At 65.0% G+C, this 15,552-nt stretch carries 12 protein-coding genes; 5 read left to right on the top strand and 7 right to left on the bottom strand.

Translation table 11 applies throughout. The annotated features are described in order from the left end of the window. Nucleotides 1-11 precede the first annotated feature (11 nt). Nucleotides 12-1,631, bottom strand: coding sequence for a methyl-accepting chemotaxis protein (locus tag F7R19_RS07885; RefSeq protein WP_061957147.1), 1,620 nt, complete (start codon nt 1,629-1,631; stop codon nt 12-14). Nucleotides 1,632-1,931: 300 nt separating this feature from the next. Between F7R19_RS07885 and F7R19_RS07890 the strand changes: the two genes are divergently transcribed. Both F7R19_RS07890 and F7R19_RS07895 read left to right on the top strand, forming a co-directional pair. Further along, nucleotides 1,932-3,257, top strand: a complete 1,326-nt coding sequence (locus F7R19_RS07890) for a putative bifunctional diguanylate cyclase/phosphodiesterase (protein WP_061957148.1) — start codon at nt 1,932-1,934, stop codon at nt 3,255-3,257. A 277-nt stretch (nt 3,258-3,534) separates the two neighbouring features. Then, on the top strand, nt 3,535-6,093 hold the full coding sequence (locus F7R19_RS07895; RefSeq protein ID WP_150979895.1) for a DUF6600 domain-containing protein: 2,559 nt from the start codon (nt 3,535-3,537) through the stop codon (nt 6,091-6,093). Nucleotides 6,094-6,275: 182 nt separating this feature from the next. Here F7R19_RS07895 and F7R19_RS07900 read toward each other — a convergent pair whose 3' ends face one another. The 5 genes from F7R19_RS07900 to F7R19_RS07920 form a co-directional block, all read right to left on the bottom strand. Further along, nucleotides 6,276-7,448 carry an ABC transporter substrate-binding protein gene (locus F7R19_RS07900; RefSeq protein WP_150979896.1) on the bottom strand — a complete coding sequence of 391 codons (1,173 nt, stop codon included), beginning with the start codon at nt 7,446-7,448 and terminating at the stop codon, nt 6,276-6,278. 75 nt (nt 7,449-7,523) lie between these two features. Continuing rightward, nucleotides 7,524-8,231: an ABC transporter ATP-binding protein gene (locus F7R19_RS07905; RefSeq protein ID WP_150979897.1), complete on the bottom strand. Its 708-nt coding sequence runs from the start codon at nt 8,229-8,231 to the stop codon at nt 7,524-7,526. Continuing rightward, nucleotides 8,218-8,982: an ABC transporter ATP-binding protein gene (locus F7R19_RS07910; RefSeq protein ID WP_150979898.1), complete on the bottom strand. Its 765-nt coding sequence runs from the start codon at nt 8,980-8,982 to the stop codon at nt 8,218-8,220. The genes F7R19_RS07905 and F7R19_RS07910 overlap by 14 nt, the downstream gene beginning before the upstream one ends. Further along, nucleotides 8,975-10,006 (bottom strand): branched-chain amino acid ABC transporter permease, encoded by a 1,032-nt coding sequence (locus tag F7R19_RS07915; RefSeq protein ID WP_061957154.1) that lies wholly within the window; start codon nt 10,004-10,006, stop codon nt 8,975-8,977. Before F7R19_RS07915 ends, F7R19_RS07910 begins: the two co-directional genes overlap by 8 nt. Nucleotides 10,007-10,018: 12 nt before the next feature. After that, the gene (locus tag F7R19_RS07920) at nt 10,019-10,882 is read right to left on the bottom strand and encodes a branched-chain amino acid ABC transporter permease (RefSeq protein ID WP_061957155.1); all 864 of its coding nucleotides are present in this window, start codon (nt 10,880-10,882) and stop codon (nt 10,019-10,021) included. A 323-nt stretch (nt 10,883-11,205) separates the two neighbouring features. On the opposite strand from F7R19_RS07920, the gene F7R19_RS07925 reads away from it, so the two are divergent. The 3 genes from F7R19_RS07925 (at nt 11,206) to F7R19_RS07935 (ending at nt 13,922) form a co-directional block, all read left to right on the top strand. After that, a complete protein-coding gene (locus tag F7R19_RS07925; protein ID WP_061958107.1) occupies nt 11,206-12,048 on the top strand; it encodes an IclR family transcriptional regulator in 843 nt (280 codons plus the stop codon). A 34-nt stretch (nt 12,049-12,082) separates the two neighbouring features. Further along, on the top strand, nt 12,083-12,895 hold the full coding sequence (locus F7R19_RS07930) for an SDR family oxidoreductase (RefSeq protein ID WP_061958149.1): 813 nt from the start codon (nt 12,083-12,085) through the stop codon (nt 12,893-12,895). A 79-nt stretch (nt 12,896-12,974) separates the two neighbouring features. Further along, nucleotides 12,975-13,922: a Bug family tripartite tricarboxylate transporter substrate binding protein gene (locus F7R19_RS07935; RefSeq protein ID WP_223506355.1), complete on the top strand. Its 948-nt coding sequence runs from the start codon at nt 12,975-12,977 to the stop codon at nt 13,920-13,922. An 82-nt stretch (nt 13,923-14,004) separates the two neighbouring features. Here the strand turns inward: F7R19_RS07935 and F7R19_RS07940 are convergent, their stop codons facing one another. Further along, a complete protein-coding gene (locus F7R19_RS07940; protein ID WP_150979900.1) occupies nt 14,005-15,393 on the bottom strand; it encodes an MFS transporter in 1,389 nt (462 codons plus the stop codon). Nucleotides 15,394-15,552 lie beyond the last annotated feature (159 nt).

The following is a 15,552-nucleotide window of genomic DNA, read 5'->3' on the forward strand; positions in this document are numbered from 1 at the left end:
AGCGGGGCCGCTCAGACCTTGAATCGCGATACGCCGCTGCGCAGTTCGTTGGCAACCAGCGTCAGCTCGTCGATGGCCTGGCCGGACTGGCGCAGCGATTCCACCGTCTGCTGCGCCGCTTCGGACAACTGCATCAACGCCTGATTGATCTGCTCGGCGCCACCGGCCTGGGCCTGCATGCCTTCGTTGACCATCTGCACGCGCGGCGCCAGCGACTGCACCTGACCGATGATCTGGGAAAGCTGATCCCCCACCTGGGTGACCTCCGACATGCCGCGGCGCACCTCTTCCGAGAACTTGTCCATGCCCATCACGCCGGCGGCCACCGCGGACTGAATCTCGCGCACGATCTGCTCGATGTCGTAGGTGGCCACGGCGGTCTGGTCGGCCAGGCGACGGATTTCGGTGGCGACCACCGAAAAGCCTCGGCCGTATTCGCCTGCCTTTTCCGCCTCGATCGCGGCGTTCAGCGACAGCAGGTTGGTCTGGTCGGCCACGCGCGCGATGGTGGTCACCACCTGGTTGATATTGCCGGCCTTCTCGTTGAGCGTGGCCAGCCGTGCGTTGACCGAACCCGCCGCCTCCATCACCAGATGCATGGTGCCCTCCATGCGCGACAAGCCTACCTGGCCTGTGCCGGCCAGGCCGGCGGTCTGCTCCGCGGCGTGCGAAACCTCGCTCATGGTGCGTACCAGATCGCGGGCGGTGGCCGAGATTTCGCGCGAGGTCGCGCCGATCTGGGTGGTCGTGGCCGCCGTTTCAGTGGCAGTGGCCTGCTGCTGTCGCGCCGTGGCGGCAATTTCGTTGACCGAGGTGGTGACCTGGATTGCCGAGCGCTGCGCCTGCCCGACCAGCGACGTCAGTTCGCCAGCCATCTGGTTGAAGCCCTGTTCCACGGCCTGAAATTCGTCACCGCGATTCAGCGCCATGCGCTGGCGCAGGTCGCCGCCGCGCATGGTCGCCAGCAGTCCCACGATGTCGCGCATGGGCCGGTTGATGGCGCGCATCAGCAGGAAGCCGCATACCGCGGCGGCCACCACGGCAATCGCCAGGGCGATTTCGATGCTGCTCTTGGCGGCCGACACCGAAGCCACGATGCCCGCGGCGGCACGGTCGTTGACGGCGGCGTTGTCGTCCACCAGCTCCTGCAGGGCCTTGCGCCCCTCCGCCCAGATTTCGTGTGCACTGCCGCGCAGCGCCGCTTCGGCCGTGGCGTTGTCTTTCCAGTGCGCCGCATCACGATAGGGCAGCGCCGCCTGTTGGTACCTTTCGCGAATTTCGACGAACACGCGGAGGCGCTGCCGGTCGTCTTCGCGCTGCACCGTCTCCTCGTACAGCTTCTGCAGCTTGTCGAGCCGACGTTCGGCGTCTTCGGCCTGTGCCTGCAGCCTGCCGCGCTGGGCGGCGTCCTGCGCCGTCACCGTCTGCCAGGCCAGCACATAGATCTCGCCCCACACGCCGCGCATGCCCGCGCTGTAGTTCAGGCCGGGCAGCGCATCGGTGCGCATCACCGTCGTTTCGTGCTCGATGGCGGACAGCCTGTTGTAGGCAACGACGCCCATCAGCGTCATGACCAGCAGGACGAAGGTGAAACTTGCCAGGATGCGGGTGCGGATGGTCCAGTGGTTCACGGTAGATGCGAGTCTCTCGTTGGCGGCCGCAGCGTGGTCGGGTCTGGCGTGGCCGGGATGCTGGCGGACATCGCCAGCAAAGGGATATCCCTTATTCGGATATCCCTCGTTTGGGTGGTAGGCATTTGCGGCGTAGGGTACTTTAACGTCCGGGTCATTTCAACGGCACAAGGCCAGCCCCCGCGTTGCCGTTGCGCGGTTGATGCGCAAATCTGAAGCGCTTGCTTTTTTCAAGGTTTTCGTCACACTTGCCAAATAGCTTGAGCGGGAAACATGTTCATCACTACAGATAGGGCAGGGATGGTGGCCAAGTCGGGGACACAGGCGACTGGCGCCTTGCCGTCGGCGGACGTGGATTCGCTGACCGGCGTGGTCGCCCGCCAGGCATTCTTCAAGCGGGTGGAGGCGCGTCTGCAAAGCGAGGCGAAGCCCCGTTTTGCCCTGCTGCTGGTAGGCATCGACGATTTCCGCGCGTTCAACGACATGCATGGCCACCTGCAAGGCGATGCCATCCTGCAGCATGTGGCGCGCCGTCTGCGCGATGCCTCGCCGCGCGATGCAGTGGTCGGCCGTGTGGGTAGCGACGAATTTGGCATCCTGCTGACGTCGATTTCGGACCCCACGCTGGTGCGGCATGTCAGCGCCGCCATACTTTCGATGCTTTCCGCCCCGTACGAACTCGACGGCAACCGCCACCATGTGCTGGCCAGCCTCGGCGCGTGCGTGATGCCGGCCGGCGGCGACACGGCCTCCGACGTGCTGGCGGCGGCCAGCCTGGCCCTGGCCCGTGCCAAGCACGATGGCGGCCGGACCATCCGCTTCTTCAAGCCGCAGATGCGCGCCGATGTCACGACGCGCCTGTCCCTTGTCCAGGCCCTGCGCGAAGCCTATGCGCAGCGCCAGTTCGAACTGCTGTACCAGCCCCAGGTCGATCTGCGCGATGGGCGCGTAGTGGGCGCCGAAGCCCTGATGCGCTGGCGCCATCCCACCCTGGGCCTGCTGACGCCGGCCGCGTTCATAGATGCGCTGGCTGCCAGCAGCGTGGCCGCCGACGTCGGCATGTGGCTGCTGCACACGGCCTGCGCACAGGCGCGCGCGTGGTCGCTGACCTTTCCCGATGCGCCGCGTGTGGCAATCAACCTGTTTGCGGCACAGCTGGCCGAAAGCCGCCTTCTGACGGAGGTCAGGCACGTGCTGCGCGCGCTGGAACTGCCGGCGAACCTGCTGGAAATCGAGATCACTGAAACCATCGCGCTGCAGCAGGGCGACGAAGTCTCGGATCAGCTTCAGGCGTTGCGCCGCGACGGCGTGACGCTGACTTGCGACGACTTCGGCACCGGCTACGCATCGCTCAGCTTCCTGAAGTCGTTCCCGGTGGATCGGCTCAAGATCGACCAGTCGTTTATCCGCAATGTCACCGAAGACAGCGTGGACGCCGCCATCGTCCGCTCGGTCATCAACGTAGGGCAGACCTTGAAGATCGGCGTGGTAGCCGAAGGCGTGGAGACCACCGCTCAGCGCGACTTCCTGTTGCGCAATGGCTGCATCGAGGCGCAGGGCTATCTCTATGGCCGTCCGATGCCAGCGGATCGCCTGACCGACTTCCTGCGCAACCAGCCGCGTTGAGCCGGTTTGCCGGATGCGCGCCCGCGCATCCGAATGCGGCGCTGCAGCAATACGCCCCGCCGGACCGTTTCCAGCCGGCCGCCGATTTCCACATCGCCTGCAAGACTTGTTTCCACCTTTGTCCCGCAAGCCCCTCGGGCCGCGCCGGGAAATATGTACTTACAAAGTCAGGTGCACAGGTCAGGTTCGGTCCCGTTATCCGATATAGGGTGGCAACAGGGTGTACGCCGCCCTGCGATGGTCGCCGGCTCGGCGGCCCAGAACCACACTTTTCATCATGTCATCCCGCTATCGCTTCGCACTGGCGCCCGTCGCCATCGGCCTGGCCGCGTTGCTTGGCCAAGGCCTCGTCCAGGCGCAGAACTACGGCCCCGCCGCGCCGCCGGCATACGGGCAGCCCTATGGTCGGCCCGATCCCGCCGACGGCAATGTGCTTGGCAATCCCGATGCGGCGGTGACCGACCCGCCGTCGCGGATCGCGACCGTCACCGATATGTCGGGCGGTCTGAGCTTTGCGCCGGCGGGATCCGACGACTGGGCGGCGGTGGTGCCGAATCGCCCGTTTACCACCGGCGACCGGCTGTGGGTGGATCCGGGCGGCCGTGCGGAATTGCATGCCGGCGCCACGGCGGTACGGCTCGGGGGCGCTTCCGCAGCCACTATCCTGAATCTCGACGACCGGACCACGCAGATCAAGCTGACGCGGGGCTCGCTGCAGTTGCGGGTGCGCGCGCTGCCGCCGGACCAGCAGGTGGAAGTGGACACCCCGAATCTGGCATTCGTGCCGCGCGAACCCGGCGACTATCGACTCGATGTGGCTCCGGACGGCACCACCACGCTGGTGACGATGCGCCACGGCAGCGCGGTGCTTTATGGGGACACTCGGTCCGTCGAACTGGAGCGCGGGCAGCGCCTGCGCTTTGCCGGAACCGATCTGGCCGATGCGGGACAGGGCAGCTATCCGCCGGCCGACGCGTTCGACCAGTGGACCGCGGCGCGCGATGCGCGCGAGGACGCCTCGCCCACTGCGCGCTATGTCCCGGCCGAGATGACCGGATATACGGCGCTGGACGACTACGGCGACTGGCAGCAGGACCCTGGATACGGCGCCGTATGGTTTCCGCGCGCCGTGTCCGCCGGCTGGGCGCCTTACAGCACCGGGCACTGGGCCTGGGTGGCGCCGTGGGGATGGACGTGGATCGACGATGCGCCGTGGGGCTTCGCGCCGTCGCACTACGGACGCTGGGCGTACTTCGGCAGCCGCTGGGGCTGGGTGCCCGGCCCGGTGGCAGTGCGGCCGTGCTACGCGCCAGCCGTGGTCGGCTTTATCGGCGGCGTCTCGGCCTCCATCCGCATCGGCGGCGGCCCGGGCGTGGCGTGGTATCCGCTGGGCCCGCGCGACGTGTACCGGCCCGTGTATCGCACAAGCCCTACCTACGTCACGCGGATCAACAACATAACCGTGAACAACACCTGGATGCGTGGTGGCGACCGCGACCGCTGGGTCAACCGTAACGTTCCGGGGGCCATATCGGGCATGCCGTCACGCAATTTCGTCGAGGGCCGGCCGGTGCCGCGCGGCAGCTATCGTGACGAATGGCGCCAGTTGCCGGTGGGAGAAGGGCGCGGTGCGCCGCCGATGGCGCCGGTCAAGGCAAGCCTGATCGGCGGCGCGAGGCCGCAAGACGTGCCGCCGATGGCGCGTCAGGGATTCGCACGGCAGGCCATTGCCGCGCACCCTCCCGGGCACATAGGGCCCGACGAGCTGGCACGGCGCTTTGCCCGCGAAGGCGGCACGGCCGGCGCGGGACCCGCTTGGCGCGGCCCAACGCCCACGCAGGCAAATCGCCAGCAGTTGCAGCAGGGCCTGTATCGCGGCGCGCCGTCAGCGCAGGCGATGCCATGGCAGCCCGATGTGCGCATGAGCCAGGCGGCCGCGGCGCGCGGCCATCGGCCCGAGCAAATGCGCGGCCTGACCCCGGAAAGTCAGCGTCAGCAGGTCGACCAGCAACGGCAACTGCAGGAACAGCAGCGGCAGGCCGGCGATTTTCAGCAGCGTCAGCAACAGGCGCTGCAGAGACAACGCGATGACCAGCAACGCCAGTTGCAAGACCAGCAGCGCCAGGCGCAGGACATGCGTCGCAACCAGCAACAGGATCTGCAGCGCATGTCCCAGGAACAGCAGCGGCAGCTTGATAGTCAGCGTCGCGATGCAATGAACCGCCAGCAATTCGACCAGCAACGCCAGCAGCAGGAGCAGCAACAGCAGGACATGCAGCGCCAGGCGCAGCAGCGGCAGCAGCAATTCGACCAGCAACGCCAGCAGCAGGAGCGGCAACAGCAGGACATGCAGCGGCAGGCGCAGCAGCGTCAGCAGCAATTCGACCAGCAACGCCAGCAGCAGGAGCGGCAACAGCAGGACATGCAGCGCCAGGCGCAGCAGCGTCAGCAGCAATTCGACCAGCAACGCCAGCAGCAGGAGCAACAGCGCCAGCAGATGGATCAGCAGCGCCAGCAGGCGGCACAGCGTCAACAGCTGGAGCAGGCGCGCCAGGCTCAGGAGCAGCAGCGGCAGCAGTTCGAGCAGCAGCGCCAGCAGGCGATGCAACGTCAGCAGATGGAGCAGCAGCGTCAGGCGCAGGAACAGCAGCGCCGCATGCAGGAACAACAGCAACAGCAACAGCAAAGGCAGGTGCAGGAGCAGCAGCGGCAGGTTCAGGAACAGCAACGCCAGCAACAGGAGCGTCAGCGCCAGCAGCAACAACAGCAGCAACAGCGCGCGCAGCAGGAGCAGGCGCGTCACACGCAGCAGGCGCGCAACGACGAGCGCCGCTAAGGCGTCGCGTCCGAGCTATCGTCGTATTCGCTCGAAAAGACAAAGGGCGTCCGGTTTTGCCGGACGCCCTCTTTCTCTCCACTTACGATTTTCTGCTTGCTTTTGTATTGCTGGCCAGCCCGCCAGCAGGGTACTCCCTCCGCCTCTCTCTCTCTCTCTCGTGATACCGGGACGTCCGGACCTTACTTGGCCAGTTCGGACAAACGCACCGGTTCGATCTTGCCCTTCTGCACCCAGCCCACAACGGTATCCGCCACGGATCCGCCCTTGGCGTCGATGCCATCCACTTCGTTCGGATTCACTTCCTTGGGCAGCGCCTTCACGGCATCGGGCATCTTGGCGCGAATCGCGGCAGCATCGGTGGTCGTGCCGGCCAGCTTCATCGCATTCGCCAGCGCCCACGTCATGGTGTAGTTCAGCGACATCTCCGTGGTGGCGTCGCGGCCGTCGTGCAGCTTCTTGTAGCGTGCGTTATAGGCCTGCGCAGCCGGGCGAGCATCGTTGACGAGCGGCATCACGCCGATCGATCCTTCCAGCATGCCCAGGCCGTTCGTGACCTTGGCCATCTCGTCCATCTTGGCCTGGTCCATGATGATAAAGCCGCCCTTGAAGCCCAGCTCGCGCGCCTGCTTGACCACCAGCGCGGTTGGCTCCGACGGGCCGCCCACGAACATCACATCGGGTTTGTCGGCAATGGCGCGCGACACGCCGGTATAGAAGTCGGTGGCCTTGGTGTACGACATCGGATTGTTGCCGACGATCTTGCCGCCTGCGCCTTCCCATGCGGGCACGAAGGCCTGCACCCAGGCCTTTGCATAATCATGATCGGCTGGCACCAGCGCCACATTTTTGCCATAGCGCTTCATCTGCGCTTTCACGAACGGCTCGATATAGCCGGTATAGGCCGGCGGAATGCGGATCGTCAGCTTGTTGCCGGCATCGGTGATGCGCGGCACGCTGGAATAGGCCATGACCAGGAATTTCTCCTGCTCGTTGAATGCCTGCAGCGCGAAGATGCCGCCCGAATGCGGCACGAACACGGCCGGCGTCTTGTATTGCTGCACCAGACGCCGCGCATTGATGGCGGCCTCCGCCGGAGCGTATTTGTCGTCCAACGAGACGACTTCGAGCTTCACCTTCTTGCCGTTGACCTGGAGCCCGCTCGCGTTGATTTCATCCACGGCCATCTGGATGCCGGACAGCACGTTCTTGCCATACAGCGCGGCGCCGCCAGATAGCGGACCGGTGTAACCGATCTTGACGACTTCCTGCGCCATGGCGGGCGATGAAGTGATCACGGCTGCGGCGGCGCAGGTGGCCAGCGCGAAGAAACGACCCAATGTCTTGTGCTGCATGTGCTGTCTCCTTTGGATTTTTCACTGCGTTTGTTCTGACTTCGCACTGCACCGGCGCGCGGCGCGAAGAAAACCCTATCCTCCGATATACGCCTTGCGAATGCCTTCGTCCCGCAAGAGCGTGTCGCGATCGCCTTCCATGACGATGCGGCCGCTTTCGATCACGTAGGCGCGGTGGGCAATGCCCAGCGCCGCGTAGGCGTTCTGTTCGGCCAGCAGGACTGTCGTGCCGGCGCGATTGATGCGCTGGATGACTTCGAACATCTGCTTGACCACCAGCGGCGCCAGGCCCAGCGACGGCTCGTCGAGCAACAGCGCGCGCGGCCGGCCCATCAATGCGCGGCCCAGTGCCACCATCTGTTGCTGGCCACCCGACAGCGATCCCGCGGCGTCGTCCTTCTTCTGCCGCAGGATCGGGAACATTTCGTAGACCTCTTCAAGTGTGGTCCGGATGCCGGCGCGGTCGCGGCGATGCACGTAGGCGCCAAGCGTCAGGTTCTTCTCGACGCTCATCGCGGGAAACAGCTTGCGGCCTTCCGGGCAATGCACCAGCCCCGCCTGCACAATCTGCGACGGCTTCATGCCGCCAAGTTCGCGTCCGTCGAAACGCATGCTGCCGCTGCTGGTGCGGTGAATGCCGCTCATCGCGAGGAAGATCGAACTCTTGCCCGCACCGTTGGCGCCAAGCAGCACCACCAGTTCGCCCGCGCCCGCATGCAGCGAGATGTTGTCCAGCGCGCGGAAACTGCCGTACGACAGCGAGACGCGTTCAAGCTGCAACATGGTCGGCTCCCAGATAGGCTTCGATGACGCGCGGATCCTGCTGGACCTGTGCAGGCGTGCCTTCGGCAATCTTCTCGCCGTAGTTGAGCACCATGATCTTGTCGGCCAGCCGCATGATCATGTCCATCTTGTGTTCGATCAGGCAGACGGTCTTGCCGTGGCGCACCATCTTGCGGATCAGCTCGGCCAGGCCCACGGTTTCCTCGGGGTTCACACCGCCGGCAGGTTCGTCGAGCAGCAGCAGTTCGGGATCGGTGGCCAGCGCCAGCGCAAACGCCACACGCTTGCGCGCCTCCTGGGTAATGTCGGCGGCGACTTCATGCGCGAGGTGCGACAGCCCGACGAAGTCGAGCGCCTCTTCGGCCTTCTCGCGGCACAGCCTTTCTTCCTCGCGCATGCGGCGCGTGTTGAGTAGCACATCGCCCAGACCGGATTTTGTGCGCAGGCGGTGGCCGACGATGAGGTTGTCGAGCACGGTGGCGCGATCGAACAGCGCGGTGGCCTGGAACGTGCGCGCCACGCCAAGCCGCGCGATCTGGTCGGCGCGCAGGCCGGCCACGTCCTGGCCCTTGAACAGGATCTGGCCGGTGGTGGGCGCGTGCGTGCCGGCGATCAGGTTGAAGAAGGTGGTCTTTCCCGCGCCATTGGGGCCGATGATGGCGTTGATATGGCCGCTTTCGAATCTCACCGAGACATCGTGCACGGCGGTCAGGCCGCCGAATTTCTTTGTCAGGTTGCGGATCTCAAGCATTTTCGGCTCCAGTGCGGGTAGTGGCGACCGGGGCCGCGGCTTGTGCCGTGCGCGCGGCGGCCAGCTGGCCGCGACGTTGCGCCGCGGCGCGGCGCGCCTGCCGCTTCAGGTACGAACCCACGATGCCATCGGGCAGGAAGATGATCAGCAGGATCAGCACAGGGCCAAACACCAGCATCCGGTAGTCCTGCAGGAACTGCAGCGTCTGCGTGACCCAGGGCACCAGCAGCGCGCCGAGCAGCGGACCGAGCAGGGTGCCCGCGCCGCCCACCAGCATCGCCATGACCATATCGAACGTGACGTCGGTGCGTGCGATGTCCGGCCCCAGAAAGCGCACCTGCCCTGCGTACAGCGCGCCAGCGATGCCGGCATAGCAGACCGACAGCACGAACGACAGCACTTTGGTTCGCATCAGATTGATGCCCAGCGCTTCGGCCAGCGCATCGCTGTTGCGCACCGCCATGAAGCCGCGGCCCAGCAGGGAACCGACGATGCGATGCATCACGAACGTGCCGATCACCAGGAAGAACAGCACGAGGTAGTACTGCGCCTGCACGCTGTCGAACGTGACCGGGCCGATGGCGGCCGGCACCGGAATGCCGATCAGACCGACCGCGCCGTGCGTCAGGCCTTCCCATTTCTCGATCAGCAGATAGATGATGTAGCCCACGCACATCGTGAAAATCGAGAAGTAATGGCCCTTGAGCCGCAGCGACACCACGCCGACGACATAGCCGAGCACCATGCACACCACGCCGGACAAGGCGAAGGCGAGCCAGAACGGCATTTGATGATCGACCGTGAGAATGCCCAGCGTATAGGCGCCGATGGCCATGAAGCCGCCGTGCGCCAGATTGAGCTGGCCGGTGTAGCCGGTCAGCAGGTTCAGGCCCAGTGTCGCGATGGCCGTGATGAACGCGAGCGTCATCACGGACAAGAAATAGCTGTTGGGCACGACCAGCGGAAACGCGATGGCGGCTGCCAGCAGCAACATCCAGCCGGTCTTTCCTTGCAGTGCTTTCATGTCTGTCTCTCCTTAAGCGGCCTTGCCGGCGAACAGGCCCTGCGGACGAACCGAAAGGATGACCACGAGCAGCACGAAGGCGATGATGTCCTTGTAGTCCGTGGAGATATAGAAACCGCCGAAGCTCTCCGCCATGCCGATGATCAGTCCGCCGACAATCGCCCCGGGAATGCTGCCCATGCCGCCGAGGATGATGATCACGAACGCCTTGGTGATCACCAGATTGCCCATGCTGGGATAGACCAGGTTGATCGGCGCGTAGAGCGTTGCGGCGATCGCCGCGAGCGCGCCGGAAATGGCAAAGACGAGCAGCGTGACGCGCGTGGCGTCGATGCCGACCAGGGCCGCGCCTTCGCGGTTCTGCGCCATCGCCATGATGGTCGAACCTGTCACCGTGCGCGTCAGGAACAGATGCAGCAGCACCATCAGGCCGAACGCCGCGACGATGATCAGCAGGCGCTGCAGCGGCGCGGTCAGGCCGAAGATCTCGACCATCTGGCCATACGGTGTCGGCATGCGGTGGAAGTCGGCGCCCCACAGCGCCTGCGCGCCGGCTTCGAGGAACAGCAGGATGCCGATCGCGGCGATCATGTCGTGGATCTCGGGCGCGTTGCGCAGCGGGTGGAACACCAGCCGGTCAGCCAGCATCGACAGCACCGCAACCACCGCGGCCGCCGCCAGCATCGCCAGCCAGTAGTTCAGGCCGAGCGTCGTCATGGCGTAGTACGACACGTAGGCGCCCGCCATGTACAACGCGCCGTGCGCGAAGTTGGGCACGTGCAGGATGCCGTAGACCAGGGTCAGCCCTAGCGCCACCAGGCTATAGACGCCACCCAGTGTCAGGCCGTTGAGTAACTGCTGGAAAAACAAGGCCATGCTTTGTCTCCTTGCGATGGTGTACCGGGACGGCACCCGCGCGGTCTCTGACGCCGTGTCGTGTTCTCGCACGGTCGTTCTTTTTCGGCGACTTTGCATAGCGTTTCCGCGAGCGTCAAGCAATCGGACGTAGTATTCCGGTGTGCGAAATAGCACCCGTTCGAAGTGCCGTGCATCGTCGGTGTATTCCCTGATTTCAGCGTGCAAGTGGCGCGATAACGCATTCATCTGCCGCCGGCGGGACCTATGTACAGCGCATATGACCCGTATGTTTTCGCTACATAGCGCCGCTGCCCCGGCACAGAAACTGATATGAAAGGCACATGAAACGCACGACCTCGATTCCTCGACCCACCGATGCCGCGCTGGTATCCGGCGAGGCCGCGCATCCGCCGGACAGTGAAGACCGGAATTTCGTCACGGCGCTGGCGCGCGGGATCGAATTGCTGCGCGCCTTCGGGCCTGGAGACGACTTTCTTGGCAACGCCGAGTTGTCGCGCCGTACGGGTATTCCCCGACCAACGGTGTCGCGGCTCACCTATACGCTCGCCAGCCTTGGCTATCTCGTTTATGTGGAAGGCCACGAGAAATACCGGATCGGGCAGAGCGCAATGCTGCCTGGTCAGCGATATCTGTCCGGCGCCGGCATCCGGAATATCGCGCAGCCGCTGATGCAGTCGCTGGCGTTTGCTACGGGCTGTACGGTTGCGCTGGCCGCGCCGGATCGGCATGACATGCTGTACCTGGAAGTCTGCCAGCCGCGCGGTGCGCTGGTGATGCGCCTGACACCGGGCTCCCGGCTGCCGATGGCCACGTCGGCAATCGGGCGCGCTTGGCTTGCCGGGCTGCCCGCGGCGCGGCGTGGCGCGGTGCTTGAGCAGCTCGAACGTCATCACGGCGCGCGCTGGGCTGGCGTGCGCAGCAAACTCGACCGCGCATTGCGCGAACACGCGCGACGCGGTTTCTGCGTGGCCCACGCCGAATGGGATCGGTCGGTCAGTGGCGCCGCCGCGCCGGTTCGCCTGGCCGATGGCTCGGAAGTGCTGTCGATCAACATCGGTGGCGCGTCGACGCGGCTGTCGCCGGAAATTCTCGAAGGCAATCTCGGTCCGCGGATTCGCGAGCTTGCCGACACCCTTGCCACGCGGCTTTGGCAGCCTGCGTGATGCGAATGCAATCAAGAACGATGAGGAGACAAGCATGGATATTCGCAACAAGACAGTGATCGTGACCGGCGGCGGCACCGGTATCGGCCGGGCGTTGGTGATGGCCTTCGCCAAGGCGGGCGCCCGCGCCGTGGCGGTGGCCGATATCGACGAAGCCGGCGCCGCGCAGGTGGCGGCGGAGGCAGCGAAGATCGCGCCGGAATGCCAGCTGTTTGCGCAGCGCGTGGACGTGGCCGATGCCGAAGCCGTGCAGGCGCTGGTCGATATCGCGACGCGCCGCTTTGGCCAGGTGGATGTGTTCTGCTCGAATGCCGGCATCATCCTGCGCAAGGGCCTCGACGCCAGTGCGGAAGAATGGCAACGCATCTGGGACATCAACGTGATGGCGCACATCCATGCCGCAAAGGCCGCGCTGCCGCAGATGCTGGAGCGCGGCGACGGCTACTTCATCAACACCGTGTCCGCGGCCGGCCTGCTGTCGCAGATCGGCTCGGCGCCGTATGCGGTGACCAAGCATGCGGCGATCGGCTTTGCCGAATGGCTATCGATCACGTACGGCGACCGTGGCATCAAGGTCAGTTGCATCTGCCCGCAAGGCGTCCAGACGAAAATGCTGTTTGGCGAAAGTGGCGAGCGCAAGGGCTTCTTGCAGGCGGGGTCGGTCACGCCAGAACACGTTGCCGAGAAGACGCTCGAAGGCGTTGTCAACGAGAGTTTCCTCATACTGCCCCATCCCGAAGTGCTCGAGTACTATCGCCGCAAGGGTCAGGACTACGATCGCTGGCTGCGCGGCATGCGCCGGCTGCACGATCAGGTCAGCAAGGAATTCGGCAATATCGCCGTGTAGTTGCGGTCTGGCCCATAACAACGAGACAGGAGACAACGTCATGCGCGCAAGAACCTTCCCGCGTCGGCGGGTGCTGACCATGCTGGCGGCCACGGCAGCCATCGTGTCGATGCCTGCATTGCAGGCCGCCGAGCCCTATCCCACCAAGCCGATTCGCATGGTGGTCGGGTTCCCGAGCGGCGGGGCGCCTGACATTCTTGCGCGTCTGTTTTCTGAAAAGGTGTCTCTGGGCCAGCCGGTAGTGGTCGACAACAAGCCCGGCGCCGGCGGCAATATCGGCGCCGAGGCCGTGGCCCATGCCCCGCCCGATGGATACACGCTGGCATTGGGCACGGTCGGCACGCATTCGATCAACGGCGCGCTCTACAGCAAGATGCCCTATGACATGGTCAAGGACTTCGTGCCGGTGATCCTGCTGGCCTCGACGCCCAACGTCCTCGTCGTGCATCCATCAGTGCCCGCCAAGAACGTGCAGGAGCTGATTGCGCTGGCCAAGTCAAAGCCGGGTCAACTGACGTTCGGCACGCCAGGCGTCGGGACTTCGCTGCACGTGGCGGGCGAACTGTTCAACACGATGGCGGGCACCAAGATCACGCATGTGCCATACAAGGGCCGCGCCATGGCGATTCCTGACCTGCTCGGCGGGCATATCACCATGATGTTCGACAATCTGCCGTCCGCGCTACCGGTGGTGAAGGAGGGCAAATTGCGTGCGCTGGGCGTAACCAGTGCGCAACGCTCGGCATCCGCGCCCGACATCCCGACTATCGCAGAGCAAGGTCTGCCCGGCTACGAGGCCACGTCGTGGTTCGCAGTCTTTGCACCAGCCAACACGCCCAAGGAAATCGTCAGCCGTCTGAACGCGGAGCTGAATCGCATCTTCACGCTGCCCGATGTCCGGGCCAAGCTGAAGACGCTGGGCCTAGATCCGGTGCTGGGAACGCCGGAGAAACTCGCCGAATACCAGCGCGCCGAGATCGCCAAATGGGCCAAGGTGGTAAAGGAATCCGGCGCGAAGGCTGAATAACGACGACACGGATTTGCCGCGAGCCAATGGTGCAGCGGACGGACCGAGCCCTGCGTTTCCGCGACGCAAGGCTCGAATCGTCTTAGGCGTCAGGCTCGGCCGACGTGGTCGACGCGGGAATCGGTCGGTCCCGCAGGCGGCTCAGGCTGATCGCCGCGCCGATGCCGGCCACGATGGCTGCGACAGGAAGCGCCATGCGAGCGGCGCCTTGTTGATCGAGGCTGAACATCAGCGCCACCACCGCGGTGCCGGTGGTCTGGCCCAGCAGGCGCGTGGTGGCTTGCGCCCCGCTGGCCCCGCCGCTGCGCTCGCGCGGCGTGGCGCCAATCATCGCGCGGTTGTTGGGCGACTGGAAGAAGCCGAAGCCGATACCGCACAACGCCGTGCGCCACGCGATGTCGAGGCTCGATGCGTCGGGTCCCAGTAGTGAAAGGCTGAGCAGTCCGCACGACAGCATGAGCAATCCGGCGCCCGCAAGGATGCTGGCCGGATAGCGGTCGGACAGACGCCCCGAAACCACGGCCATGAGCGCCACCATGAGCGGCCATGGCGTGATCAACAGGCCGGTCTCCTGCAAACTGCGCCCCAACTGGTATTCGAGATAGAACGGTAAGGAAACGAATGCCAGCATCTGCGTCATGAACGAGCAGAACGACGTCCCCACGGCAAGCGTAAAGGCCCGGCTGGCGAAAAGATCGACAGGGACCAGCGGTGCGGTGCGCCCACGTTGCCGGCGGACCAGAATCCATCCCAGGAAAATCGCCAGCAGCACGCCGACGATGCCCGCGATGCGCAGGGCGTCATGGCCAAGTCCGTCGACACCGAGGATAAAGAGGCCGAATACGATGGCCGACAGTACAGCGCTGGGATAGTCGAAGGAGTGCGGCTGCGGCGGCGTTTCGGGCAATGCGCTACGAGAAATGGCCAGGGCCGCAATGGCGACGGGCACGTTGACAGCAAACAGCCACTGCCAGCTGCCGATGCCGAGAATCAACGCGCCCAGCGAAGGCCCGACAGCGATCGTCACGCCGACCACCAGCGCGTTGAGTCCGATGCCACGCCCGAGCTTCGTCGGCGGGTAAATATAGCGGACCAGTGCAGTGTTGACGCTCATGATCCCGGCACCGCCGATGCCCTGTATCACGCGGGACGCCACCAGCATCGGCAAATTGACCGAAAGTGCGCACAGCAACGAGCCCACCAGAAAGGTGGCCAGTCCGACGCGGTAGACGCGCTTGTAGCCGAGGATATCGCCCAGCGACGAAAGGGGCAGCAAACATACCGTGACGGTCAACTGGTAGGCGTTGACCACCCAGATCGTGCGCGCCGGATCAGCGTGTAGTTCACGGGAGATCGAAGGAAGCGCGATGTTGGCAATCGATCCATCCAGCACGGCCATGATCAGGCCGCAGAACACGGTGAGAATGGCCCAGGTACGCTGGGGCCGGGGTAGGCCTTGATGGGGCTGCATGGAACAGGGGGCGATGACTTGCGGAGGAAAGCCGATCGTCGCGCTAAAAGAATGAGCGCGACGTTGGACGCGTCATTATCGTCCCGTCTGCCTCGCCTGCGCAAATCCCGGGTCGCACCGGCTCGCTGTGGCGTTGCGGGGTGGTCGCCGTGCGAGATG

This window comes from Cupriavidus pauculus (assembly GCF_008801835.1).
GTDB lineage: Bacteria > Pseudomonadota > Gammaproteobacteria > Burkholderiales > Burkholderiaceae > Cupriavidus > Cupriavidus pauculus.

Coding starts and splice junctions, on each gene's coding strand:
- F7R19_RS07925 (WP_061958107.1), top strand. CDS start 11,206: ATGAAACGCACGACCTCGATTCCTCGACCCACCGATGCCGCGCTGGTA.
- F7R19_RS07930 (WP_061958149.1), top strand. CDS start 12,083: ATGGATATTCGCAACAAGACAGTGATCGTGACCGGCGGCGGCACCGGT.
- F7R19_RS07910 (WP_150979898.1), bottom strand. CDS start 8,982: ATGCTTGAGATCCGCAACCTGACAAAGAAATTCGGCGGCCTGACCGCC.
- F7R19_RS07900 (WP_150979896.1), bottom strand. CDS start 7,448: ATGCAGCACAAGACATTGGGTCGTTTCTTCGCGCTGGCCACCTGCGCC.
- F7R19_RS07905 (WP_150979897.1), bottom strand. CDS start 8,231: ATGTTGCAGCTTGAACGCGTCTCGCTGTCGTACGGCAGTTTCCGCGCG.
- F7R19_RS07940 (WP_150979900.1), bottom strand. CDS start 15,393: ATGCAGCCCCATCAAGGCCTACCCCGGCCCCAGCGTACCTGGGCCATT.
- F7R19_RS07895 (WP_150979895.1), top strand. CDS start 3,535: ATGTCATCCCGCTATCGCTTCGCACTGGCGCCCGTCGCCATCGGCCTG.
- F7R19_RS07935 (WP_223506355.1), top strand. CDS start 12,975: ATGCTGGCGGCCACGGCAGCCATCGTGTCGATGCCTGCATTGCAGGCC.
- F7R19_RS07915 (WP_061957154.1), bottom strand. CDS start 10,006: ATGAAAGCACTGCAAGGAAAGACCGGCTGGATGTTGCTGCTGGCAGCC.
- F7R19_RS07890 (WP_061957148.1), top strand. CDS start 1,932: ATGGTGGCCAAGTCGGGGACACAGGCGACTGGCGCCTTGCCGTCGGCG.
- F7R19_RS07920 (WP_061957155.1), bottom strand. CDS start 10,882: ATGGCCTTGTTTTTCCAGCAGTTACTCAACGGCCTGACACTGGGTGGC.